The following is a 23428-nucleotide window of genomic DNA, read 5'->3' as shown; positions in this document are numbered from 1 at the left end:
CGTGCGTTTATTACTGATCGAGGATGACGTCGCCCTCGGCGAAGGCATTCACCAGGCCCTCGGGCGCGAAGGCTACACCGTCGACTGGATCAAGGACGGCAGCAGCGCTCTGCATGCCCTGCTCAGTGAAACCTTCGACCTGGCCGTGCTTGATCTCGGCCTGCCGCGCATGGACGGTCTCGAAGTGCTGCGACGCCTGCGCGACAGCGGTTCCAACTTGCCGGTACTGATACTCACCGCCCGCGATGCCACCGAAGACCGCATCGCCGGGCTGGATGCCGGCGCCGATGACTATTTGATCAAACCGTTCGACCTGGCCGAACTCAAAGCCCGGTTGCGCGCCCTGCTGCGGCGCAGCGCCGGACGCGCTCAAATGCTGATCGAACACGCCGGCATCAGCCTCAACCCCGGCACGCAGCAGGTCAGCTATCTTGGCCAGCCCGTGGGGCTGACACCCAAGGAATACCAGTTGTTGCACGAATTGCTCTCGCCACCGGGTCGCGTCATGACCCGCGATCATTTGATGCAATTGCTGTACGGCTGGAATGAAGAAGCGGAAAGCAACACCCTGGAAGTGCACATCCATCACCTGCGCAAAAAATTCTCCACCGACCTGATCCGCACCGTTCGTGGTGTGGGCTATCTGGTGGAGGAACGTCGATGACGTCGATCCGTCGCCGTACGCTGACGCTGATCATCGGCTTGATGCTCGCCGGGCTGGCGGTGATCAGCCTGTTTAACGTGCACGACAGCAACCACGAAATCGCCGAGGTCTACGATGCGCAACTGGCGCAGAATGCCCGCCTGTTGCAAGGCGTGATGCGCATGCCGTTGGCGAGTCAGGAACATGCGGATCTGTACCAGGCGTTCAATACGGCGCTGGGCGAGGCAGTGCCTCGCGGCGATGGTCATCCGTACGAAAGGAAAATCGCCTTTCAGGTGTGGAGTCCCAAAGGTGAAGTGCTGGTGCACACCGCCAGTGCGCCCTCGTTCGGCACGCCACCGAACACACCCGGTTTCAGTGATGTGGTGGATTTGAACAATCGTCACTGGCGCGCCTTTGTCCTTGAAGACAAACAAAATGGCCTGCGTATCTGGGTCGGTGAACGTGACGATGTGCGGGCGGATCTGGTCGATCGCATCGTCCGCCACACCCTGTGGCCGAACATGCTGGGCAGCCTGATCCTCGCGGCGATGGTTTGGCTGGCCATCGGCTGGGGGCTGAAGCCGTTAGCCGATATGGCCGCAACCCTGCGCGCACGCCATAGCGGCTCGCTGGAGCCGCTGCAAATGACACCGCTGCCCAGCGAACTGGAACCGATGCAGGCGGCACTCAACCGCATGCTTGCGCAAATTCAGGACGTGCTCGGACGTGAGCGGCGCTTCATTGCCGACGCCGCCCACGAAATGCGCACGCCCTTGGCCGTCTTGCGGGTGCACGCACAAAACCTGCTGGAGGCCGGCACCGAAGATGACCGACGCGAATCACTTGAACACCTGATCGCCGGCGTCGATCGTACCAGCCGGCTGGTCAACCAATTGCTGACCATGGCGCGTCTCGAACCGAAGACGGCAGCCAAAATCCCTCCCCCCATTGACCTCACAGCCACCGTTCGAGAAAGCCTGGTGCAGTTGACTCCCTGGCTTTTGAGCAAAGGACTTGAACTGGTTTTCGATGCGGATGATGGCATCGGCCCGGTCAGGATCGATTCGGCCGACATCCACATTGCCTTGAATAATCTAGTGACGAATGCGGCAAATTTTTCACCGGCTCACGGTTTGATCAGCGTGCGTCTGGAAAGAAAAGAAGATCGCTATGAGTTATCCGTCGAGGACGAAGGGCCCGGAATCGAAGAGTCGGAACGCAATCGGCTCCTTGAGCGCTTTTACAGCCGTGGCAATGGCCAAGGGGCAGGCCTGGGGCTGGCCATCGTCAAGGCAATCGCAGATCGTACGGGAGGGGAAATCAAGCTGGAAAATCGAACGCCAACAGGGACCCGTGCGACGTTAGTGATATGTCCTCGCTAAGTTGAGTTTGAGTTAACAAGACCCGAGAAAAACGACAAAGCCCCGATTGCTCGGGGCTTTGTCGTTTCTGGTGTTTGGGAACGCTTGCCTCAATCCGCCTGCACGGTGACTTGCTGCTGTTCGCCCAACCCTGCGATGCCCAGGCGTATGGTCTGCCCCGGACGCAGGAAAACCGGCTGTGGCTTGATGCCCAGCCCAACGCCCGGAGGCGTGCCCGTCGAAATCACATCGCCAGGTTGCAGGCTCATGCAACGACTCAGGTATGCAATCAGTTGTGGCACGTTGAAGATCAGCGTCCGCGTATTCCCTTGCTGGTAGCGGTGTCCGTCGACATCGAGCCACAGGTCCAGCGCATGCGGATCGGTGATTTCATCGCGGGTTACCAGCCACGGGCCGAGCGGACCGAAGGTATCGAAGCCTTTGCCCTTGTCCCAGGTACCGCCCCGCTCCAGTTGCCATTCGCGCTCAGAGACATCGTTGATCACGCAGTAGCCGGCGACATGCTCCATGGCGTTGGCTTCATCGATGTTGCGCCCGCCTTTGCCGATGACCACGCCGAGTTCGACTTCCCAATCGGTCTTCTTTGAACCGCGCGGGATCTCGATGTTGTCGTTCGGGCCGCAGATGGCACTCGTCCATTTGTTGAAGATGATCGGCTCTTTCGGCACTTCCATGTTCGACTCGGCCGCATGGTCGGCGTAGTTCAGACCAATGCAGACGAATTTACCGACCTGGCCGACGCAGGCGCCTATCCGTGGCTTACCCGCAACGATGGGCAGGCTGGACGGATCGATGGCGGCAAGCGTCGCCAGGCTTTCCGGGCTCAGGGCCAGTCCGGCGATATCCGGTACATGCGCCGAGAGGTCGCGGATCTGATTATCGGCATCCAGCAGGCCCGGTTTTTCCGAACCTTTTTCGCCATAACGCAACAGTTTCATTTAGTTCTCCTGCTCAAACCGAAAGTGCGAAGCGGGTTTCAGATGCTCATGCCGCCATCGATGACATGCACACCGCCTGTGGTGTAGGCGGACGCATCGCTGCCCAGGTACAAAGCCAACTGGGCGATCTCGTCGGCACTGCCGATGCGACCCATGGGTTGGCGGTCAAGAAATTGCTGGTAGACCCGTGCTTCGTCGACGCCTTGTTGCGCAGCCTGTGCGGCAATGCGCTGACGCAGCGACGGCGATTCCACGGTGCCGGGGCAAATGGCGTTGCAGCGAATGCCCTGACTGATGAAGTCGGCGGCAACCGCCTTGGTCAGCCCTACCACCGCCGCTTTGCTGGCAGCATAGGCAAAACGGTTGGGCACGCCTTTGATGCTGGAAACCACCGATGACATGTTGATGACTGATCCACCTCCGCGTTCCAGCATGCCCGGCAGGAACGCGCGGATCATGCGGTACATGGCGGTGACGTTGATGTCCATCGACCGCGCCCAGTCCGCTTCATCGCATTCGAGAATGTTGCCACTGTGCACGTAGCCTGCGCAGTTGAACAGCACGTCCAGTGCGCCGATGCGCTCACTGATTTCGCTGATGGCGGTGGCCGAGGTCACGTCCAGGGTAATCGCCGTTATGCCTTCAAGCCCTTCCAGCCTGCTGATATCGAGGTCCGTGGCAAACACTTCGGCACCGGCCCGGGCAAAGGCAATGGCGCTGGCCATGCCGATACCCTGCCCCGCCGCCGTGATCAGCACCCGTTTGTTCTGCAGGTTCATGCAGCCTCCAGCTTCGCGGTGAGGGGGGCTGTTTTTGGGGTTCTGCCGAGCATCGACGCGGGAATGGCAAGGATCAACCCGCCGCTGACGAACAAGCACAGCGCCAGTACGTAGGTGCCGTTGTTGATATTGCCGGTCAGGTTTTCAGCGACGGCGGTGATCATCGAGCCGGTGAAACCGGAGAGGTTGCCGAAGGCGTTGATCATGCCGATACCCGCCGCAGCGGCGACGCCGGAAAGCACGGTTCCCGGCAGGGTCCAGTAAATCGGCATCAGGCTGAGGATCCCCGAGGCAGATACGCTGAGGAACAACACGGACAACACCAGGTTGTCGGCGAAATACGCGCTCAGGATCAACCCCAAACCACCGATGAAGGCCGGAATCGCCGCGTGCATACGACGCTCACCGGTCCGGTTGGAGTGCCGTGCGTTGAGCAGCATCGCAACCGTGGCAATCGAATAGGGAATGGCGGTCAGGAGGCCAATGTGCAAGCTGTTGGTGATGCCCGTGCTCTTGATGATCGAAGGCATCCAGAACGCCAGGCCGTAGAAGCCGGTGTTGAAGGTCAGCAGGATCAGGACCAGCAACCACACCCGTGGATTGAAAAACACCTCGCTCAGGCGCGAAGCCTTGCCCTGGTTATCGGTTTGCAGATTGGCCTTGAGCAAGGCTTTCTCCGCAGCGGACAGCCATTTGGCGGAGTCGATGTTGTTGGCCAGGCAGACGATGACGACGAACGCCATGATGATCGAGGGAATGCCTTCGATGATCAGCATCCATTGCCATCCGGACATGCCCTGCACGCCTTGCATGCTGCTCATCAACCAACCGGAAAGGATCCCGCCCAGGGTCAGGCTGACCGGCAATGCCATCAGGAACCCGGACATCACCCGGCTTTGCCGATGGGTCGGAAACCAGTAGTTGAGGTACAGAATCACACCCGGGAAAAAGCCGGCTTCACAGATGCCCAACAAGAAGCGCAGCACGTAGAACATCGTGCTCGATTCGATGTGGAAGAAACCCGCCAGCGGCACGGTGAACGCCACGGCCATGGAGATTACGGCCCAGGTCAACATGATCCGGGCGATCCAGAAGCGCGCGCCGTAGCGATGCAGCAACAGGTTGCTTGGCACTTCAAACAGGAAGTAGCCCCAGAAGAACATACTGGCGCCCAAGGCATAGACGGTGTTGCTGAACTGCAGCTCGTTGAGCATGTCGAGTTTGGCAAAGCCGATATTGACCCGGTCCAGGTAAGCCGCCATGTAACACAGGAGCAGGACAGGAAGAATTCGCCAGATCACCTTGCGGTAGGTCCGGTCTTCAAATTCGAGGGCGCTGGCCTGCGCCTGCGCGGGCAATTGCTCGGATATCGTTTGCATGAGGTAACCCCTGGGCATGTGGACATGCCTGATTGTTTTTATCGAATGGGTCAGGCCGAGTGAACCGTTCACTCGGCATAGCGCAATGACTAGAGTGCTTCGGTGGTTTTTTCTCCGTTGACCAGGCGCGTCAGTCCCAATGGATTGCGGTTCTTCAGCGCGTCAGGAAGCAAGGCGTCCGGGAAGTTCTGGTAGCACACCGGACGCAGGAAGCGATCGATGGCCAATGTGCCAACCGAGGTGCCACGGGCATCGGATGTCGCCGGCCAAGGACCGCCGTGGACCATGGCATCGCAGACTTCCACACCGGTGGGGTAACCATTGACCAGTACGCGACCGACTTTTTGCTCAAGCAGCGCCACCAGGTCGGCGGACTGTTCCAACTCTGCCGTCTCCCCCAGCAAGGTCGCGGTCAGTTGGCCGCGTAAACCGTGCAAGGCCGCCAACAGTTCGGCCCGATCGGCCACCTCGACCACCACGGTGGCCGGACCGAAGATTTCTTCCTGCAGCAACTCGTTGCCCGTCAGCAGCAGGCTGGCATCTGCCTGGAACAATTGCGCCTGCGCCTTGTTGCCCTGCTGTGCCGGTCCGGCCAGATGAATGATCTGCGGATGCGCCAGCAACGTTTCGCAACCGTGAACGTAACTGCGCAGGCCGCCCGCATTGAGCATGGTTTGCGCGGGCTGATCAGCCATCAAGGCACTGAGCGTCTGCACAAAGTGGCTGAAGGCCGGTGAGCGAATGCCGATGACCAGGCCGGGATTGGTGCAGAACTGCCCCGCGCCCATGACCACCGACGCCGCCAGTTCGGTGGCGATGCGCTCGCCGCGCACTTGCAATGCCTCGGGCAGGACCAGTACCGGGTTGATGCTGCTCATCTCGGCAAATACCGGGATCGGTTGCGGGCGGGCGGCGGCCATGTCGCACAGCGCCCTGCCGCCCTTGAGTGAACCGGTGAATCCGACGGCCTGAATCAGCGGATGCTTGACCAGCGTTTCACCCACACCGGCACCGAAGATCATGTTGAACACGCCTTCAGGCATGCCGGTATGCTCAGCGGCGCGAACGATGGCTTCGGCCACTCGTTCGGCGGTCGCCATGTGTCCGCTGTGGGCTTTGAACACCACCGGACAACCGGCGGCGAGCGCAGCCGCGGTGTCACCTCCAGCGGTAGAAAATGCCAACGGAAAGTTACTGGCGCCGAACACCGCCACCGGGCCGACACCCAGGCGACACTGACGCAGATCGACGCGCGGCAAGGGTTGGCGTGCCGGGAGTGGCAGATCGATGCGTGCACCGTAGAAGTCGCCGCGACGCAGGGTCTGGGCGAACAGGCGCATCTGGCCGCTGGTGCGAGCGCGTTCGCCCTGGATGCGTGCCGCCGGCAAAGCGGTTTCCTGGCAGACCAGGGCAACGAAGTCATCGCCCAGTGCATCCAGCTCTGTGGCAATGGCCTCAAGGAACTCGGCACGACGGGCGGCCGGCAGATGACGATAAACCGGATAGGCCTGGGCGGCGGCCGTTGCCGCGGCGTCCACTTCCTCGACCGTGGCCTGAATGAACGCCGTGGGCAAAGGTTGCCCGGTCGTCGCATCAACGCTGTGCAACACCACCGATCCGGCGGCGCTGCGGCCTCCCGCGGTGAAATTGTGTCCGGACAGTTCGGGCATGACAGTCTCCTGACCCTGATTGAAAGCTGGTCGCTACTGTACTGTCGCGAATCGATTCTTTCCCAATGGCATTTTTGGATTAACCGATAACGATCCGTTATCGAAATGACCGATAAACCCCATCGGATTTAACTCGCCGAATCGTTGTTCAAACGGGCGTTGTCCTTGAGTATTTCGGCAAATTCCAGAGCCGCTCCCACCAGTTGCTCGCCCTTGCGGGTGAGGATGCCGTAGTCCTGCGGGACCAAATGCAAAGGCGTATCCAGCGTCTTGAGCTGACCGCTTTCGAGCAGTGGGTTGACCATGGCATTGGGCAGCATCCCGATCATCGGCCCACGTTGCAGCACCTGGAGGAAGGTCTGCATCGAAATGGTGTCGACGGTGTTGCGGGGCATGCCCACGCCGGCTTCGGCGAACGCGAGTTCCATGCGCCCGCGAATCGGCGTACCCACCGGGTAAAGAATCCATGGCAAGTCCACCAGTTGCTCCAACGAGATGGGGCCGACACCTGCCAGCGGGTGCCGGTCGTTGACCACAATGCAGAACGGTTCGGGAGCCAGTGGTTGAAAGTCGTACCGCTGCTGCTGGCTTTGATCGGTGAAACGGGCGATGGCCAGGTCCAGTTTCTTCTCTTCAAGCATTTCCATCAGGTGGTTACTGGTTTGCTCCACCACCTCGATCGACAGCAATGGCCAGCGCTGTTTGATCTGCAAGATCGCCTCGGGCAGGGCCACCGCCGTAGCGGCAAATATTCCGCCGACCTTGAGATGACCGTGCCCCCCCTCGCGCAGGCTGCTGATTTGCTCGACGAACGAGCGCGCGTCGTTCAAGGCGATTTGCGCATAGCGCAGCACGTGCTCGCCCAGCGCCGTGGGCGGCATGGCCCGTGGTTGGCGCTCGAACAAGGCGAAACCGAGCAGGCTTTCGATCTCTTTGAGCATCTTGCTGATGGCCGGCTGGCTGAGGTTCATCTGTTGCGCCGCCAGGTGCATGTTACGGGTGCGCCCCAACGTGTCGATCAGCAGCAAATGCCTGAACTTGAGCCAACCGCAGAAACTGGAGAAGGACAGATCTGACATGAACACGCCTCGCACAGGTAATAACCGCAAGTTATCGAATACTGAATTTATCTCATTGGAGTTTATCGACTGTCCGTCCTAGCGTGAAGTCTTTACGAACCAGGAAGATGCCCCATGTCGCTATTGCTTACTCCCGAAAACACCCTGCCCGTCGATGGCGTCGCCGGTACCTTGATCGGCCGCGCCTGGGTACCAGGCCAGATCGCCGGACCTTCGCCGATCGTCCTGCGCGCCGACGGCGTATTCGATCTGTCGGAGCGCTTCGCGACCCTGAGTGACTTGCTGGAATCGGACGCTCCTCTGTCGGCAGTGCGCGAGACGCCGGGCACCTTCATAGCCAGCATCGAGGCCCTGCTCGCCAACACCGGACCTGATGCCGACCCGTCCCGACCTTACCTGCTGGCCCCTCTGGACTTGCAGGTGATCAAGGCCGCCGGCGTGACCTTCGCCGCCAGCATGATCGAGCGTGTGATCGAGGAGCAGGCCGGTGGTGACGCCGCCAAAGCCGAAGCCGTGCGGGCCACCGTGCACGGTGTGATCGGTGACAACCTGCGTTCGATCGTTCCTGGCTCAGAGCAGGCCATGCGCCTGAAAGCCTTGTTGATCGAACAAGGCATGTGGTCGCAATACCTGGAAGTGGGCATCGGTCCGGACGCGGAAATCTTCACCAAGGCACCGGTTCTGGCCTCTGTTGGCAGCGGCAGCCGGATTGGCATTCATCCGGGTTCGCAGTGGAACAACCCGGAACCGGAAGTGGTGCTGGCGGTGAACAGTCGCGGGCAGATTCACGGTGCGACCCTGGGCAACGACGTCAACCTGCGGGACTTTGAAGGCCGCAGCGCGCTGCTGCTGAGCAAGGCCAAGGACAACAACGCATCCTGCTCGATCGGGCCGTTCATCCGCCTGTTCGACGAACACTTCAGCCTGGACGATGTCCGCGCCTGCGTGGTCGACCTTGAGGTGCAAGGTGAGGACGGTTACCGGATGCACGGATCGAGCTCCATGAGCCAGATCAGCCGTGACCCGCAGGACCTCGCCGGCCAGACCCTCAACGCCAATCACCAATACCCCGATGGTTTCCTGCTGTTTCTCGGTACCCTGTTCGCGCCCACCGAAGATCGCGATCATGTCGGCAGTGGTTTCACCCACAAACTGGGGGACCGGGTCAGCATCAGCAGCCCGTTGCTCGGCAGCCTGCACAATCAGGTGACCCACAGCTGCGAGGCAACGCCTTGGACCTTTGGCGTGAGCGCCTTGCTGCGTAACCTGGCGTCCCGAGGACTGCTGCCACGCTGATCCAGAACAGATTGTCGATTCATCCAATTACAAGAGAGACATGAATCATGAGTGACACCCCTAAACGCCGTCTGCGCAGCGAGCAATGGTTCAACGACCCTGCCCACGCGGACATGACTGCCCTGTATGTCGAACGCTACATGAACTACGGCATGACCCGAGAAGAGCTGCAATCAGGTCGCCCGATCATTGGCATCGCCCAGACCGGCAGCGACCTGACACCTTGCAACCGCCATCATCTGGAACTCGCGCAGCGGGTCAAGGCCGGCATTCGTGATGCCGGTGGCATCCCCATGGAATTCCCCGTCCACCCGATCGCCGAACAGTCACGCCGGCCTACTGCCGCACTGGATCGGAACCTGGCCTATCTGGGACTGGTGGAGATTCTCCACGGTTATCCGCTGGATGGTGTTGTACTCACCACCGGTTGCGACAAGACCACCCCGGCCTGCCTGATGGCCGCCGCCACCACTGACCTGCCGTCCATTGTGCTGTCCGGCGGGCCGATGCTCGACGGTCACCACAAGGGCGAACTGATCGGCTCCGGCACCGTGCTCTGGCACGCGCGCAACCTGATGGCGGCCGGTGAAATCGATTACGAAGGCTTCATGGAAATGACCACCGCGGCATCGCCTTCGGTGGGTCACTGCAACACCATGGGCACCGCACTGTCGATGAACGCACTGGCCGAAGCGCTGGGCATGTCGTTGCCGGGTTGCGCGAGTATTCCGGCGCCCTACCGCGAGCGCGGTCAAATGGCCTACGCCACCGGCAAGCGCATTTGCGAACTGGTGATGCAGGATGTACGCCCGTCACACATCATGACCCGCGAAGCCTTCGAAAACGCCATCGCCGTCGCGTCGGCGCTCGGCGCCTCAAGCAACTGCCCTCCGCACTTGATCGCCATCGCCCGGCACATGGGCGTCGAGTTGAGCCTGGATGACTGGCAACGGATTGGCGAAGATGTGCCGCTGCTGGTCAATTGCATGCCGGCCGGCAAATACCTGGGCGAAGGTTTCCATCGCGCGGGCGGCGTGCCATCGGTCATGCATGAACTGCAAAAAGCCGGGCGCCTGCACGAAGACTGCGCCACGGTCAGCGGCAAGACGATCGGCGAAATCGTCAGCAGCAGTCTGACCAGCAACGCTGACGTGATCTATCCCTTCGAGACCCCTCTCAAACATCGTGCGGGCTTCATCGTTCTCAGCGGCAACTTCTTCGATAGCGCAATCATGAAAATGTCGGTGGTCGGCGAGGCGTTCCGCAAGACCTATCTATCCGAGCCAGGCGCAGAAAACAGCTTTGAAGCACGGGCAATTGTGTTCGAAGGACCGGAGGACTATCACGCCCGAATCGACGACCCGGCGCTGGAAATCGACGAGCGTTGCATCCTGGTGATTCGTGGTGCTGGCACCGTGGGCTACCCCGGTAGTGCCGAAGTGGTGAACATGGCGCCACCGGCAGCACTGATCAAGCAAGGCATCGACTCTCTGCCGTGCCTGGGCGACGGTCGCCAGAGCGGCACCTCGGCCAGCCCTTCGATCCTCAACATGTCCCCGGAAGCCGCTGTCGGCGGAGGTTTGGCGCTGCTGAAAACCAACGACCGCCTGCGCGTGGACCTCAACGCAAGATCGGTAAACCTGCTGGTCGACGAAGCCGAAATGGCCCGCCGTCGCGCCGAGTGGACGCCTAACATCCCTGCGTCCCAAACGCCTTGGCAAGAGCTGTACCGGCAATTGGTTGGACAGTTATCGACGGGCGGATGCCTGGAGCCGGCCACCCTGCATATGCGGGTCATTGCTCGAAGTGGCGGCGAGCCGCGTCATTCGCACTGACAGCTTTTGCGCAGCCCTGCTATTTCGGCCGGGCAGAATCTGCTGATCGATGGCGGCGCGATTCGCTCAAGTCAGCAAGTCCGCCGCTGCGCATCGCTCTTCGAGCAAACGCACGAACATGGTCAGGCTTTGCGACACCGTGCCCCGGCGCCACACCAGCCAGGTTCGCAAATAGCGAAAGGACTCAGACAACGGCCACACACTCACGGTGGTGCAGCCCGGCATGCTTTCGAGCATGCTGCGCGGCATCAGCGCCAGGCCAGCACCGGAGCTGACACAGGCCAGCATGCCGTGATAGGACTCCATTTCGAAAATCTTGCCGGGTACTGCGGCGTCCTTGGCGAACCAGCTTTCAAAGTGGTGGCGATAAGAGCAATTGGAACGAAAGGCGTAGATGTTTTCGCCGTTCACGTCTTGTGCGCGGTGGATCGGGGCATGGTTGAGCGGCGCGATCAGCACCATCTCTTCCTCGAAGGCCGGCACGCCCTCCAGTGCCGGGTGCAGCACCGGCCCGTCGACAAACGCAGCGGCCAATCGACCCGAGAGCACGCCGTCGATCATGGTTCCGGAAGGACCGGTGGACAAGGCCAGCTCGACTTTGGCGTGCTTCTGGTTATAGGCGGCCAACAGCCCAGGAATACGCACCGCCGCCGTGCTCTCCAGCGAACCGAGGGGAAACGATCCTTGCGGCTCTTCCCCGGCAACCGTCGTGCGGGCCTCCTGGACCAGGTCGAGGATGCGTCGGGCATAGTCGAGAAAACTCCAACCGGCCGGCGACAGCCGCAGGCGGCTTTTCTCGCGGATAAACAGGTCCACGCCCAGATCCTGCTCCAGTTGCTTGATCCGCGTCGTCAGGTTCGACGGCACCCGATGGATATGCTGAGCGGCCACGCTGATGCTGCCGTGCTCGGCGACAGCTTTGAAAATTTCGAGCTGAACCAGATCCAAGTCATTCTCCAAACGTGAACGGTACGATCAGTATTATTCAGTTTCCAGAAAACAAATGCCACCGTAGTCTGAACCCATCCCCACCCCGCAGGACGGTGCCATGACCCATGTTTCCAGCCTCACCCATGCCATTTCGATCAACCCCGCCAACGGCGAGCAGATCGGCCACTACCCTTTTGAATCCGATGCGGCGCTGCAATCCGCACTGTCACGCGCTGCGGCCGGGTTTCGTGTCTGGCGCGGCACACCGGTGGCGCAACGCGCGCAACGGCTGATCGCCCTGGCCAGCGTCTTGCGCAACAACGCAGAAGCGATGGCAACCATGATTACCCTGGAGATGGGGAAGCCGATCAGTCAGGCTCGTGGCGAAATCGAAAAGTGTGCGCAGCTCTGCGAATGGTACGCCGAGCACGGCCCGGCCATGCTCAACGCTGAACCGACACTGGTTGAGGGCGGGAAAGCGCGCATTGAATACCGCCCGCTCGGCCCGATTCTCGCGGTAATGCCGTGGAACTTCCCGATCTGGCAGGTACTACGTGGCGCCGTTCCGGTACTGCTCGCCGGCAACACCTACGTGCTCAAACACGCACCCAACGTGATGGGCAGCGCTTACCTGTTGCTGGATGCCTTCAAGCAAGCCGAATTCCCTGAAGGGGTTTTCGAAGTCATCAACGTCACGCCGGACGGCGTTTCCACGGCGATCAAAGATTCACGCATTGCAGCGGTGACCCTCACCGGCAGCGTGCGGGCCGGCATGGCCATCGGCGCGCAGGCCGGTGCAGCGTTGAAAAAATGTGTATTGGAGCTCGGTGGTTCCGACCCTTTTATCGTGCTCAACGATGCCGACCTCGACGATGCGGTGAAAGCCGCCGTCATTGGCCGCTATCAAAACACCGGGCAAGTCTGCGCAGCGGCCAAACGCCTGATTGTCGAGCAAGGCATCGTCGAGGAGTTCACACGCAAGTTCGTCGAAGCCACGCGAAAACTGGTGGTCGGTGATCCACTCGCCGCCACCACGTACGTCGGCCCGATGGCCCGCTTTGATCTGCGTGATGAACTGGATCAACAAGTGCGCGATACCCTGGAAGAAGGCGCGACATTGTTGCTGGGTGGCAAGAAAGCAGAAGGCCCCGGCAACTTCTACGAGCCAACGGTTTTCGCGGATGTTACCGACCAGATGACCTCGTTCAAGCAGGAACTGTTTGGCCCGGTCGCGTCGATCATCACCGCACGCGATGCCGCCCACGCGCTGGAACTGGCAAATGACAGTGAATTCGGCCTCGCTGCGACTATCTACACCGGCAACGTAGAACGTGCCCAACAGATGGCCGGCGAACTGGAAACCGGTGGCGTGTTCATCAACGGTTACTGCGCCTCCGATCCGCGCGTCACCTTCGGCGGCGTGAAGAAGAGCGGTTTTGGTCGCGAGCTTTCGCACTTCGGCGTGCGGGAATTCTGCAACGCGCAGACGGTGTGGCTGGATCGTCACTAAGTGCAGGGATGAAGCCTTGAAAGCTGGTTCCAGGTAATTTTGTGGAGTCTTCAAGGCATAAAAAAGCTGCCGCTTCATAAGCGGCAGCTGATGACGGGCAGCAACGAGCCCAGCGGACGGGTGCACGTGGCGACGCCGCTGCGCAAGGCCGCCGTGGCAGGCCTTGGCATCGCGCTGCCAGGCCTCTACACCTCGCGATAAAGAATCATGCCCGCGTGGTACAGAATCCCGTCGCGGAAGTCGCCATCAGCCGTGAACCCGGTGTCATCGACGTACTCGATGTGGTCACCTTCCAGCCAATACCGCCCCTGGTAGGCACTCGCCTTCCGGCCCCGGGCTTCATCGTATCGGCCACCCGGCAAGAGCTCATGGCGGATGAGCCCGTCTGCCGTGACCCACATACCGACGTACTTGTCCTGATCAGCGGATTTTTTTACCGTCATGTTCAAGTCCTCTGTTCAGAACGCGCTGGCGGTCGGGCGGACAATCAGCTCACTGACGTCCACATCGGCAGGCTGTTCGATGGCGTAAGCGATAGCGCGAGCGACGGCCATTGCCGGGATGGCGATCTTGCGGAACTCGCGCATCTCGGCACGCCCGCCTTCATCGGAAATGCTCTCGGCCAGCTCGGACTCGGTTACGCCGGGTGAAATCACCGTGACACGAATGTCCCCGCCGACCTCCTGACGCAATCCCTCAGATATGGCGCGCACTGCAAACTTCGTCGCGCAGTAGACCGACGCCGTTGGGCTGACGGTGTAGGCGCCAATCGATGCAATGTTGATGAACTGGCCTGATTTCTGTTTTTGCATCAACGGCAAACCTGCCGCGATACCGTGCAAGACGCCGCGAATATTGACGTCGATCATCTGATCCCATTCAGAGACCTTCAGCGCCTCGAGTTTCGACAGCGGCATGACCCCGGCGTTATTGACGAATACATCGACCCGGCCATGCAGGTTCAACGCAAAATCCACGAACGCTTGTACGTCGGTCAGACGGGTGACATCCAATGCCTGGAAGTGGGCACTTCCCCCGCTGGAATTGATCTGCGCGCAGAGCATTTCGAGGCGCTCCGTACGACGTGCCCCGAGCACGACATGTGCACCGCTACTGGCCAACAGGCGCGCTGTCGCCTCGCCTATTCCGCTGCTCGCGCCCGTAATCAGAACGACTTTTTTCGAGATATTCGACATGACCCTAATCCCTCACTTGAGTGGCTGGTGACGCGAGAGCGGTGTCTCGCTGCCAGTCCAGATTAGGGATAACGGTGGGCAGCCAGTTAGTCAGATCCTTCTGACAACTTGCCTGATCCTGTCGGGATAACGGGCTGCGACTTACCGGTTCAACGACGGCGAGCGTCGAGGCTGAAGCGACCGGCACCGAAGGCCACGACCTGCAACAGGCCACCGGCCATCGCGATGTTCTTGAAGAAGTGGATGAACTGGTTTTGATCGCCCAGTGCGTTATGGAAAGCCAGTGCGGTAAATACGCTGAACACGGCCAGTACAGCGGCAACGGTGCGAGTGCGGTAACCGGCGATCAGTGCCAGGCCACCACCGACTTCGACAATGATCGCCAACGCCAGCGCCAGTTCCGGAAGCGGAAGACCCACGGAGCTGATGTAGCCGACCATCATCGCGGGAGCGGCCAGTTTCGAAAAACCGGAGAGAATGAAGATTGCGCTGAGCAGTACGCGGCCGATCAACGAAGCCGAGGCTTGGGTCACGTCGCGGCGGCTCTGTTCAGAGCCGGTGGAATGAGCGATGTTTGCAGAAGTAGTCATGAGGTATTTCCTTCAAAGTTTGTGCGACTCGCCATGAATCGCTGCTGTGAAGAAATTTTGCGTCTTGTCCTCTCATCTGAATAGCCGACTAATTTAGATCATTAGATTCGAATAAATAGGCAAGTAACTCCCCCCACCAACAGGAAGTTCAATCGTGCAAATCGTTGAGCAGAACCTCTGCAACAGGCCTGGAATCGCACATTCGCGGTCAGCGCCTGGCCGCCTCCGAGGATGTTTTTTCCAACGATGTGCTGGTGCAGATCTTTACCCGGGAAAGGATCGAACAGAGCTTTGTCGTTCCCGCCGTGGCTGAACCGCTGATTGTCTGGGTGCTGTGCGGGAGCGCCACCATTGAAGAACGGGAGCCCGGCAAAGAGTGGCTGGCGAGTGAGGTGACAAAGGGTGATTTTTTCCTGACCACCAGTGCTGTGCCCTACGAAATGCGCTGGCACGTGAACAGTGCGGAGCCTTTCGTGGTGATGCACATTTACCTCGGTCTGCCATTGCTTGAACGTGCAATCCAGGAAACCCACAAAGAGGTCACCGGTGCGATTTGCCTGCGGGAAATATCCGGCGGTCGAGATGAAGCGCTGTCAGTGCTGTTCGAACAATTCAGAGTTGAACTGACTACCCAGGGAGAATCCAGCCCCCTGCTGATGCAAGGCATCGCCCAGTGCATCGCCGTGCATCTGGCGCGCCGGTACCTTGATACGCAAGCGGACAACATCGTGCAGCGCAACGCCCTGCCGGCCTTCAAGCTCAAGCGTGTGCTGAACGCGATGGAGAGGTCATTGAGTGAGGCGTTTTGTCTGGGTGACCTGGCCGACGAAGCCGGCATGAGCGAGTACCACTTCAGTCGCTTGTTCAAACGCGCCACGGGGCTTTCACCCTCGCGCTACTTCATCAGGTTGAGAATGACCAAAGCCAGGCAGCTGCTGATTGAAACCGACATGAGCATCATCGATGCCGGACTGGAAGTCGGGTACAGCAGCGCCAGCCATTTCTCTCAAGCGTTCAAACGGGAAGTCGGCGTCCTGCCCAGCCACTACCGCAAATGAAAAACGCGGCACGGCGTGCACCGTGCCGCAGGTAAAACCGACCCATCAACTGCCCACGGGAATGCTCATGCCGCCATCGGCCATGACCACCGAGCCGACAATGAAACTGGCGCGCTCGGAGGCCAGGAATGCCACGATTTCGGCGATCTCCCCGGGCGAGGCCGCACGGCCAATGGGGGCGGATTTCCCGTGCTCTTGCAGGAAACCCGGGCCGTCTTCCATGAAGTGATTGAGCAGATTGGTGACCACGTCACCCACGCCAATCGCGTTGACCCGGATACCGTGTTCTATCGCTTCCAGCGCCTGGGTCCGGGTCAGCTGCGCCAGTGCCCCTTTCGACGCGGTGTAGGCCGCAATACCGGGGAAGGCAAAGTAAGAGGCATAGGAGGCAATGTTGACGATAGCGCCTGACTTTTTCTTCATCATTTCTTTCGCCGCTTCGCGGGAATGGAGAAATGCACCCGTCACGTTTGTCTCCATCTGCCAGCTCCAGTCCTCGCGGGTCATCTCGACCAGAGGCTTGTAGATGATCCGTCCCGCATTATTGACCAGCACATCGAGCGTGCCGAAGTGTTGAACGGCCAGTGCAACAGCCTGTTCAGCCGAGCCATCGACCGTGATATCCGCCACCAAAGGCACCAGTCCCGGGCGCTCAAGTGCATTCACTTCGGGGTTGATGTCTTCGGCTATGATCCTGGCGCCACGGGCATGAAACAGCTCGACGATGGCACGGCCGATACCGCTGGCGGCGCCCGTCACAATCACGACTTTGCCGGCGATCTCGTTGGGGGTAGGAATGAAATCAGTCATCTTGTTTCTCCTGTTAAGAGCGCAGCTGAATAATTCCAGCCGCTGCGCATACGCCTGAACGTATGGGGGTGTCGCAATCGACGACTCAACTGTCGCCGATTGCGACCCGCCACTCTTTAGGAGCCTTGCTCACCCTGTCGGGGCTTTGCGCTTATCTGTCTGGCGTTTCAGTTTCCCTGTAGGTCGGGTTGAAAGCGCAAGCCGGGCAGGCAATCCAGGCTGATGAAACGGTTAGCAATACCGGGATAATATTGGCCATTACGTTCGAGGAAACACGCATGATTTCTGATCCCGGAACACCGACACTGGACCAACTGCGCGTGTTCCTGACGGTCGTTGAAGTTGGCAGTTTTGCAGCGGCTGCCAGAAAGCTGCATCGAGCCACTTCGGTCATCAGCTACTCGATTGCCAACCTGGAAATGCAGCTCGGCGTGTCGCTGTTCGACCGTCAGACCACACGCAAGCCGCAGCTCACCGACGCCGGCCGCACCGTCCTGGCCGAAGCCCGGACCATCGCCAATGGCATTCATGGTTTACGCGCCAAAGTGAAAGGGCTGCTTCAGGGGCTTGAAGCCGAAGTCCACGTGGTGCTCGATGTGATGCTTCCCCCGGAGCGCGTGGTCGACGCACTCAAATCCTTTCGCGAAGAATTCCCTACGGTTGCCCTGCACTTGCATATGGAAGCGCTCGGCGCCGTCACGGAACTGGTGATCAACCGTGGTGCAATCGTCGGCGTCAGTGGGCCGATGAACGAAGGCATCGACGGTATCGAAAGAATTGGCGTCGGCAGCGTGGAGTTGATTCCGGTGGCAGCCCCGAATCATCCACTGGCTTCAAGCGACTCGAATGTGACCGGTGCCGGGCGAGAGTTCACGCAACTGGTGCTGTCCGATCGCTCGCTTCTGACCAAAGGCAAGGATTTCGCCGTGCTCAGTAACCGCACCTGGCGCCTGGCGGACCTGGGTGCCAAGCACATGCTGCTGCGTGAAGGCATCGGTTGGGGGAACATGCCGTTGCCGATGGTCCAGGAAGATCTGGAGAGCGGCCGGCTCGTGCAATTGAACATACCGGAATACAAAAGCGGCCAATATACCTTCGACGTCATCTACCGTACGGATCTGCCACCGGGCCCTGCGGCAAGGTGGTTGATCGACCGGTTCGTACAACAAGGCTCGGTGCTGGATAGCGCCGCTTGAGGACGATTTCGCCCTGCCTGCATCAGCTCTCGAACGGGTGCTGGCAGGGCTGCGTGAATCCATTTCCCATGACGACTACTTGCTCGCTGCGGCAAGCGCCATCTTCGACGGCCTGCTCGACGAATTTGTGAAAGAGGAACAACCCGATGAGTAAGGTTTCCACATTGGACGTTGACGAGAATCTGTCGAGGCCCCAGCCGGTCAGTTTGCGTGAGGCATTCTGGTTCTGGCTAAAGCTCGGCTTCATCAGTTTTGGCGGGCCGGCAGGACAGATCTCGATCATGCACCAGGAGTTGGTAGAACGGCGGCGCTGGATTTCGGAGCGCAGATTTTTGCATGCCCTCAACTACTGCATGTTGCTGCCCGGGCCTGAGGCTCAGCAACTGGCGACCTACATTGGCTGGCTGATGCATCGGACATGGGGAGGAGTCATTGCGGGCGCACTGTTTGTGTTGCCCTCGCTGTTCATCCTGATTGCGTTGTCGTGGATGTACATCGCGTTCGGCGAAATGCCCGTGGTGGCCGGGCTCTTCTATGGGATAAAGCCCGCCGTGACGGCCATCGTGGTGCAAGCGGCACACAGGATCGGCTCTCGGGCACTGAAGAACAATTGGCTGTGGGCGATAGCGGCGGCGTCATTTACCGCGATCTTCGCATTCAACGTTCCATTCCCGCTGATTGTGCTGAGCGCCGCTTTGATCGGCTATGTCGGAGGGCGTCTGGCGCCCGAGAAGTTCAGGACCGGGGGCCATGGTTCCGCCAAAAAATCCTTCGGGCCAGCCTTGATCGATGACGACACCCCCACCCCTGAGCATGCCCGTTTTAACTGGCTGAAACTGGCGTCGCTCGCACTTATCGGCGCCACGCTCTGGGCATTGCCGATGGGCATCTTGACCCTCCTCTTCGGCTGGGAAGGCACCTTGACTCAAATGAGCTGGTTCTTTACCAAAGCCGCGTTGCTGACCTTTGGCGGTGCATATGCCGTGCTTCCGTATGTCTACCAGGGCGCGGTCGGACACTATGGCTGGCTGACCCCGACACAGATGATCGACGGGCTGGCCCTGGGGGAAACCACACCGGGGCCGCTGATCATGGTCGTGGCCTTCGTCGGCTTTGTCGGCGCCTATGTCTCGCAAGTGTTCGGAGCCGATCAGGTGTTTCTGGCCGGGGCCGTGGCGGCCTCGCTGGTGACCTGGTTCACCTTCCTGCCCTCGTTCCTGTTCATCCTCGCGGGTGGCCCGCTGGTGGAGTCGACCCACAACGAACTCAAGTTCACGGCACCGCTTACCGCCATAACAGCCGCCGTGGTTGGAGTGATCCTCAATCTGGCGTGCTTCTTCGGCTATCACGTGCTTTGGCCAACAGGCTTCAGCGGCAACCTGGACTGGCCCTCCGCGCTGATCGCGATTGCGGCGGCGGTTGCCTTGTTCCGCTTCAAGCGAGGCGTCATTCAGGTGCTGATGGCCTGCGCGCTCGTCGGTTTGACCGTGCATCTGTTGCGTTAGCCTGGTGCAAGGAATGCGAGGGTGAATCGCATCAATGGCCTTCACCCACGCCCTGAACCAGACTAGACCCGAAATTGCTGCATCAGCCCCTGCTGATGGTTGGCCAGGCGGTTCAGCGCCTGGCTCACCTGGGCCGATTCCTCGGCCTGCCCCGACAGGGATTCGGTGACATCACGGATGGTCGCCACGTTGGTATTGATCTCTTCGGCCACGGCGCTCTGCTCCTCGGCGGCGCTGGCAATCTGCAGGTTCATGTCGGAGATGACCGATACCGATTCGCCGATTCGACGCAAGGCGGCGACCGCCTGTTCGACGTGTACGACGCTGCCCTGTGCTTGCTGGTAGCTGCTGTTCATTGAACTGGCGACCTCGCGGGTCCCCTTCTGCAAACCTTCGATGACCTGACGGATTTCCTCCACCGAGTCCTGGGTCCGCTTGGCCAGGTTGCGCACCTCGTCGGCAACCACCGCAAAGCCGCGCCCGGCCTCACCGGCACGCGCAGCTTCGATGGCGGCATTGAGGGCGAGCAAGTTGGTCTGCTCGGCGATGCTGCGGATCACCTCCAGCACCAACCCAATCTGTTCACTGTTGGCCGCCAGGCCTTCGACCTGCGCCATGGCACTGCTCATGTCGCGCGCCAGGGCATCGATGGCGCTGGTGGTGTGGCCAATGATGCCGAGGCCTTCGCGGGTGGCGAGATCGGCACCACGCGCCGCTTCAGCGGCCTGCGCCGCGCTGCGGGCGACATCCTGGGCGGTGGCGCTCATCTCGTTGGAGGCCGTGGCCACCTGGTCCACTTCGCGATATTGCTGCTGCATGCCGGAGCTGGTCTGGCTGGCGATCGCCGCAGACTGATCGGCGGTGCTGCGGGCGTCCTGCACCGAGCGTTTCACGTCGGCAATCACCGGTTGCAGCTTGTCGAGGAAGCGGTTGAACCAGCCGGCCAGTTCGCCCAGCTCGTCCTTGCGCGAGTAGTCGAGGCGACGGGTCAGGTCGCCTTCACCGCTGGCGATGTCCTTGAGCATGCTGGCGACCCCAAGGATCGGTCGGGTCACGCCGCGCGCGGTCAGCCACACCAGGAGCAGACCGGCGATGGCGGCGGCTATCCCGAGCAGCAGCTCCAGCCAGGTTCCCTGGGTGTTGCGCACGTCCAGATCGTTCTGCAAGGCCATGGCCGGCGCCAGCAGGGTCGTCATGGGCACGTCCAGCAACACGGCCCAGGGCTTGGCATCTGGAATGGGTTGCAGCGGTGCCAGCACCTGCAAATGGTTGTTCGTCTGCTGCTCATGTCCTTGCCCCTGGCGTTGCAAGTCCAGCAGCTCGGCCGCTTCGCCCGGGTAGGCCTTGGACAGGCTCTGGCCGAGCAGGCCGGCGTCCACACTGTGACCGGCCAGCAAGCCGGCCGGGCTGAGGATACTGATGGCGCCCTGCCCCTGATAAAGGCCCTGACTGCCCGCCGTCGCCAACTGCTGAAGATTGCTCAGGCTGATGTCCATGCCGACCACCGCGATCATGCGACCGTTCTCGATCACCGGAAAGGTCAACGTGGTGATCAGCGTCTTCTGCCCCGAAGCGTCATCAAAGTAGGGATTCAACAAGCAGGGCTTAAGGCTTTGCTTGGGGCAGTTGAACCAGGTATTGAAAGGGCTGCCGTCGAGCATGGGCGTGGCGTCGCTGATCATGTCTTCGGTCACCGCCAGGGTGTTCAGGCTTGCACCGCGCTGTGCCCAGTAAGTGGCGAAACGGCCTTGTTCGTTACTGCCCGTTTCGGCACGGCCGGCAAAGGCGGAATCGTCGCCACCCAGTGCATCCGGTTCGAACACCAGGTAGAGGCTCAGCAGTTGCGAGTTGGCCTGCAACGCCTCTTTGATCTGCTGGTTGAGCGAATCACGCAGGGCCTGGCCGTCCAGATTCAGTTTCTGCGCCTGGCGCCGCTGGCGCATTACTTCGCGGGATAAGTTCAGGCCATCCTGGTAGGCCGACATGAAGTAACGCTGGATGGTCAACGCCTGAACCTTGCCCTCCCCTTGCATGCGTTCGCGGGCCGACGCTTCGAGCATCTGCGCACTGCTCGCCTTGACCAGCGTGGTCCCGGCCCCCATGCGGTAGAGCGAGATGCCGATGAGCATGGCAACGATAGCCACCAGACAGAAGCCGGTCAGCAAGGTGATCTTCCATTGGATGGAAAGTCGGTCAAGAGGCATTGAAGCAGTCCTTTTGCGGAGATACTGGTTGAGGTCCGACGATGCGCGCATTGACGGCGGAACCCGACGGCAACGTGGATCGGGTCAGCTCAGCAAGCAGTACTGGCCCCCTGACATCAATCACCAGCACTTTTCACGCCAAAGACATAAACTCCTTAAATTACAATTACTTAATAAAAAAAATGGAACCGCCTCGTCGCAGACAGAGGGCCCCTGTGTAAAATTTTGCGACAGACTATCTCTACTTGAATCACTACCTGACCGACCTCCAAATGCGCGGCTTGCGAGACAAGGCGGCAATGGACATGGCAGCGAGAGCCAGAGCCGGCCCCCGCTGCTGGCAGTCAATGTCAGCGCTTGAGTTTGCGCTTGTTGCGGTATTGGTCGATGACCACCGCGACCACGATGATCAAGCCCTTGATGATGTCCTGGATGTAGGCATCGACCCCGACGAAAGTGAACCCGCTGGCCATCACCCCAAGGATCAGTGCGCCGATGACCGTGCCGGTGATGCGCCCCACCCCGCCCGCCAGGCTGGTGCCGCCGATGACCGCTGCGGCAATCGCATCCAGCTCATAGGACATGCCCATCCCGGCCTGCCCGGTGGCGGCACGGGCCGAAGCCACCACGCCCGCCAGCCCCGCCAGCAACCCGGCGATGCTGTAGACGATGACCAGATGGCGTTTGACGTTAATACCCGACGTGCGCGCCGCCTGCATGTTGCCGCCGATGGCGTAGGTGTATTTGCCGTACTTGGTGTAGCGCAGCGCGATGTGGAAGATCACCGCCACCACCAGGAAAATGATCACCGGCATCGCACCGTGACCGATCGCCGTGTAGGAATCCGACAGCATGCTCACTGGCTGGCCTTCGGTGTAGTAACGCGCCAGGCCACGGGCCGAGACCATCATGCCCAGGGTGGCAATGAACGGAGGAATCCCGGTGATGGCAATGATGCTGCCGTTGATTGCCCCCGCCAGCAGCCCGACGCCGAGCCCGACAATCACTGGAATCCACACCGGCAAGTCGGTCAGCGACGGGAATACCGCCCGAGTGAAATCCGAGGTCTGCGCCAGGCTGGCAGCGATCATCGCCGACAAGGCCAGCACCGAGCCCGACGACAGGTCGATGCCGGTGGTGATGATCACCTGGGTCACGCCAATCGCCAGCAGGCCGATGATCGACACTTGCAGGATCATCAACACCAACCGCTGGGAGTTCATCAGGAAGCTCTGGTCGCGCACGATCCAGCCGAACATTTCAAATACCAGGCCGATCCCGATCAGCACCAGGAAGATGCTCAGCTCGGTCGGAAAGCGCCGGCGACTCTTGGCCGGTGCCGCTGCCGGTTTGTTTTCCAGTATCGCGTTCATAGCCACTCACCTTTCTATTGCGTCATCGACGGCGGCCGTAGCCACCACCCGC

20 protein-coding genes and 2 pseudogenes are annotated in these 23428 nt (G+C 60.4%); 9 read left to right on the top strand and 13 right to left on the bottom strand.

Annotated features, from left to right (window positions below; genetic code table 11):
• Position 1 precedes the first annotated feature (1 nt).
• Positions 2–664, top strand: a complete 663-nt coding sequence (locus IB246_RS01090) for a response regulator (protein WP_008028051.1) — start codon at positions 2–4, stop codon at positions 662–664.
• On the top strand, positions 661–2028 hold the full coding sequence (locus tag IB246_RS01085) for a sensor histidine kinase (protein ID WP_008039068.1): 1368 nt from the start codon (positions 661–663) through the stop codon (positions 2026–2028). The genes IB246_RS01090 and IB246_RS01085 overlap by 4 nt, the downstream gene beginning before the upstream one ends.
• Before the next feature lie 89 nt (positions 2029–2117).
• On the opposite strand, the gene IB246_RS01080 is transcribed toward IB246_RS01085, so the two are convergent.
• The 5 genes from IB246_RS01080 to IB246_RS01060 all read right to left on the bottom strand — a co-directional run bounded on the left by IB246_RS01080 (position 2118) and on the right by IB246_RS01060 (position 7873).
• Positions 2118–2966 (bottom strand): ureidoglycolate lyase, encoded by an 849-nt coding sequence (locus tag IB246_RS01080; protein WP_008024786.1) that lies wholly within the window; start codon positions 2964–2966, stop codon positions 2118–2120.
• A 38-nt stretch (positions 2967–3004) separates the two neighbouring features.
• Entirely contained in the window at positions 3005–3745 is a 741-nt protein-coding gene (locus IB246_RS01075) for an SDR family oxidoreductase (protein ID WP_008039069.1), read from the bottom strand.
• Complete coding sequence (locus IB246_RS01070) at positions 3742–5124, bottom strand: MFS transporter (protein ID WP_032832480.1); 1383 nt, start codon at positions 5122–5124, stop codon at positions 3742–3744. Before IB246_RS01070 ends, IB246_RS01075 begins: the two co-directional genes overlap by 4 nt.
• Positions 5125–5213: 89 nt before the next feature.
• Entirely contained in the window at positions 5214–6794 is a 1581-nt protein-coding gene (locus tag IB246_RS01065; RefSeq protein ID WP_008039071.1) for an aldehyde dehydrogenase (NADP(+)), read from the bottom strand.
• A gap of 128 nt (positions 6795–6922) precedes the next feature.
• Positions 6923–7873 (bottom strand): LysR family transcriptional regulator, encoded by a 951-nt coding sequence (locus IB246_RS01060; RefSeq protein WP_008024779.1) that lies wholly within the window; start codon positions 7871–7873, stop codon positions 6923–6925.
• Positions 7874–7987: 114 nt separating this feature from the next.
• On the opposite strand from IB246_RS01060, the gene IB246_RS01055 reads away from it, so the two are divergent.
• Complete coding sequence (locus tag IB246_RS01055) at positions 7988–9169, top strand: fumarylacetoacetate hydrolase family protein (RefSeq protein ID WP_008024778.1); 1182 nt, start codon at positions 7988–7990, stop codon at positions 9167–9169.
• 47 nt (positions 9170–9216) lie between these two features.
• Entirely contained in the window at positions 9217–11004 is a 1788-nt protein-coding gene (locus tag IB246_RS01050) for an IlvD/Edd family dehydratase (RefSeq protein WP_008024776.1), read from the top strand.
• Positions 11005–11070: 66 nt separating this feature from the next.
• Here IB246_RS01050 and ptrR read toward each other — a convergent pair whose 3' ends face one another.
• Complete coding sequence (gene ptrR, locus IB246_RS01045) at positions 11071–11952, bottom strand: putrescine utilization regulator PtrR (RefSeq protein ID WP_008039073.1); 882 nt, start codon at positions 11950–11952, stop codon at positions 11071–11073.
• Between the two features lie 100 nt (positions 11953–12052).
• Here ptrR and IB246_RS01040 point away from each other — a divergent pair, with 100 nt between their 5' ends.
• Complete coding sequence (locus IB246_RS01040; RefSeq protein WP_008039089.1) at positions 12053–13444, top strand: aldehyde dehydrogenase family protein; 1392 nt, start codon at positions 12053–12055, stop codon at positions 13442–13444.
• Positions 13445–13629: 185 nt separating this feature from the next.
• On the opposite strand, the gene IB246_RS01035 is transcribed toward IB246_RS01040, so the two are convergent.
• The 3 genes from IB246_RS01035 to IB246_RS01025 all read right to left on the bottom strand — a co-directional run bounded on the left by IB246_RS01035 (position 13630) and on the right by IB246_RS01025 (position 15230).
• A complete protein-coding gene (locus tag IB246_RS01035) occupies positions 13630–13887 on the bottom strand; it encodes an Atu4866 domain-containing protein (RefSeq protein ID WP_008039090.1) in 258 nt (85 codons plus the stop codon).
• Between the two features lie 15 nt (positions 13888–13902).
• On the bottom strand, positions 13903–14640 hold the full coding sequence (locus IB246_RS01030) for an SDR family oxidoreductase (RefSeq protein WP_008039091.1): 738 nt from the start codon (positions 14638–14640) through the stop codon (positions 13903–13905).
• A gap of 149 nt (positions 14641–14789) precedes the next feature.
• Positions 14790–15230, bottom strand: coding sequence for a DoxX family protein (locus tag IB246_RS01025; RefSeq protein WP_008024732.1), 441 nt, complete (start codon positions 15228–15230; stop codon positions 14790–14792).
• Between the two features lie 164 nt (positions 15231–15394).
• On the opposite strand from IB246_RS01025, the gene IB246_RS01020 reads away from it, so the two are divergent.
• A complete protein-coding gene (locus tag IB246_RS01020; RefSeq protein WP_192229983.1) occupies positions 15395–16288 on the top strand; it encodes a helix-turn-helix domain-containing protein in 894 nt (297 codons plus the stop codon).
• 45 nt (positions 16289–16333) lie between these two features.
• Here the strand turns inward: IB246_RS01020 and IB246_RS01015 are convergent, their stop codons facing one another.
• On the bottom strand, positions 16334–17098 hold the full coding sequence (locus IB246_RS01015; protein WP_008039092.1) for an SDR family NAD(P)-dependent oxidoreductase: 765 nt from the start codon (positions 17096–17098) through the stop codon (positions 16334–16336).
• A 278-nt stretch (positions 17099–17376) separates the two neighbouring features.
• Here IB246_RS01015 and IB246_RS01010 point away from each other — a divergent pair, with 278 nt between their 5' ends.
• The 3 genes and pseudogenes from IB246_RS01010 (at position 17377) to chrA (ending at position 19799) form a co-directional block, all read left to right on the top strand.
• The gene (locus IB246_RS01010; protein WP_008039093.1) at positions 17377–18294 is read left to right on the top strand and encodes a LysR family transcriptional regulator; all 918 of its coding nucleotides are present in this window, start codon (positions 17377–17379) and stop codon (positions 18292–18294) included.
• A gap of 19 nt (positions 18295–18313) precedes the next feature.
• Positions 18314–18448: pseudogene (locus tag IB246_RS28625) on the top strand (chromate resistance protein); the annotation flags it as partial.
• Entirely contained in the window at positions 18441–19799 is a 1359-nt protein-coding gene (chrA, locus tag IB246_RS01005; protein WP_008039094.1) for a chromate efflux transporter, read from the top strand. The pseudogene IB246_RS28625 and the gene chrA, both read left to right, overlap by 8 nt.
• 62 nt (positions 19800–19861) lie before the next feature.
• Here the strand turns inward: chrA and IB246_RS28970 are convergent, their stop codons facing one another.
• The 3 genes and pseudogenes from IB246_RS28970 to IB246_RS00995 form a co-directional block, all read right to left on the bottom strand.
• Positions 19862–20617 (bottom strand): methyl-accepting chemotaxis protein, encoded by a 756-nt coding sequence (locus tag IB246_RS28970; RefSeq protein WP_411736698.1) that lies wholly within the window; start codon positions 20615–20617, stop codon positions 19862–19864.
• Between the two features lie 102 nt (positions 20618–20719).
• Positions 20720–21742: pseudogene (locus tag IB246_RS28965) on the bottom strand (HAMP domain-containing protein); the annotation flags it as partial.
• Positions 21743–22353: 611 nt separating this feature from the next.
• Entirely contained in the window at positions 22354–23376 is a 1023-nt protein-coding gene (locus IB246_RS00995; RefSeq protein WP_008039101.1) for an ABC transporter permease, read from the bottom strand.
• Positions 23377–23428: the final 52 nt, after the last annotated feature.

The sequence above is a fragment of the Pseudomonas sp. PDM01 genome, from assembly GCF_014852325.1.
GTDB lineage: Bacteria > Pseudomonadota > Gammaproteobacteria > Pseudomonadales > Pseudomonadaceae > Aquipseudomonas > Aquipseudomonas migulae.
This window is presented reverse-complemented; position numbering and strand designations above follow the sequence as displayed.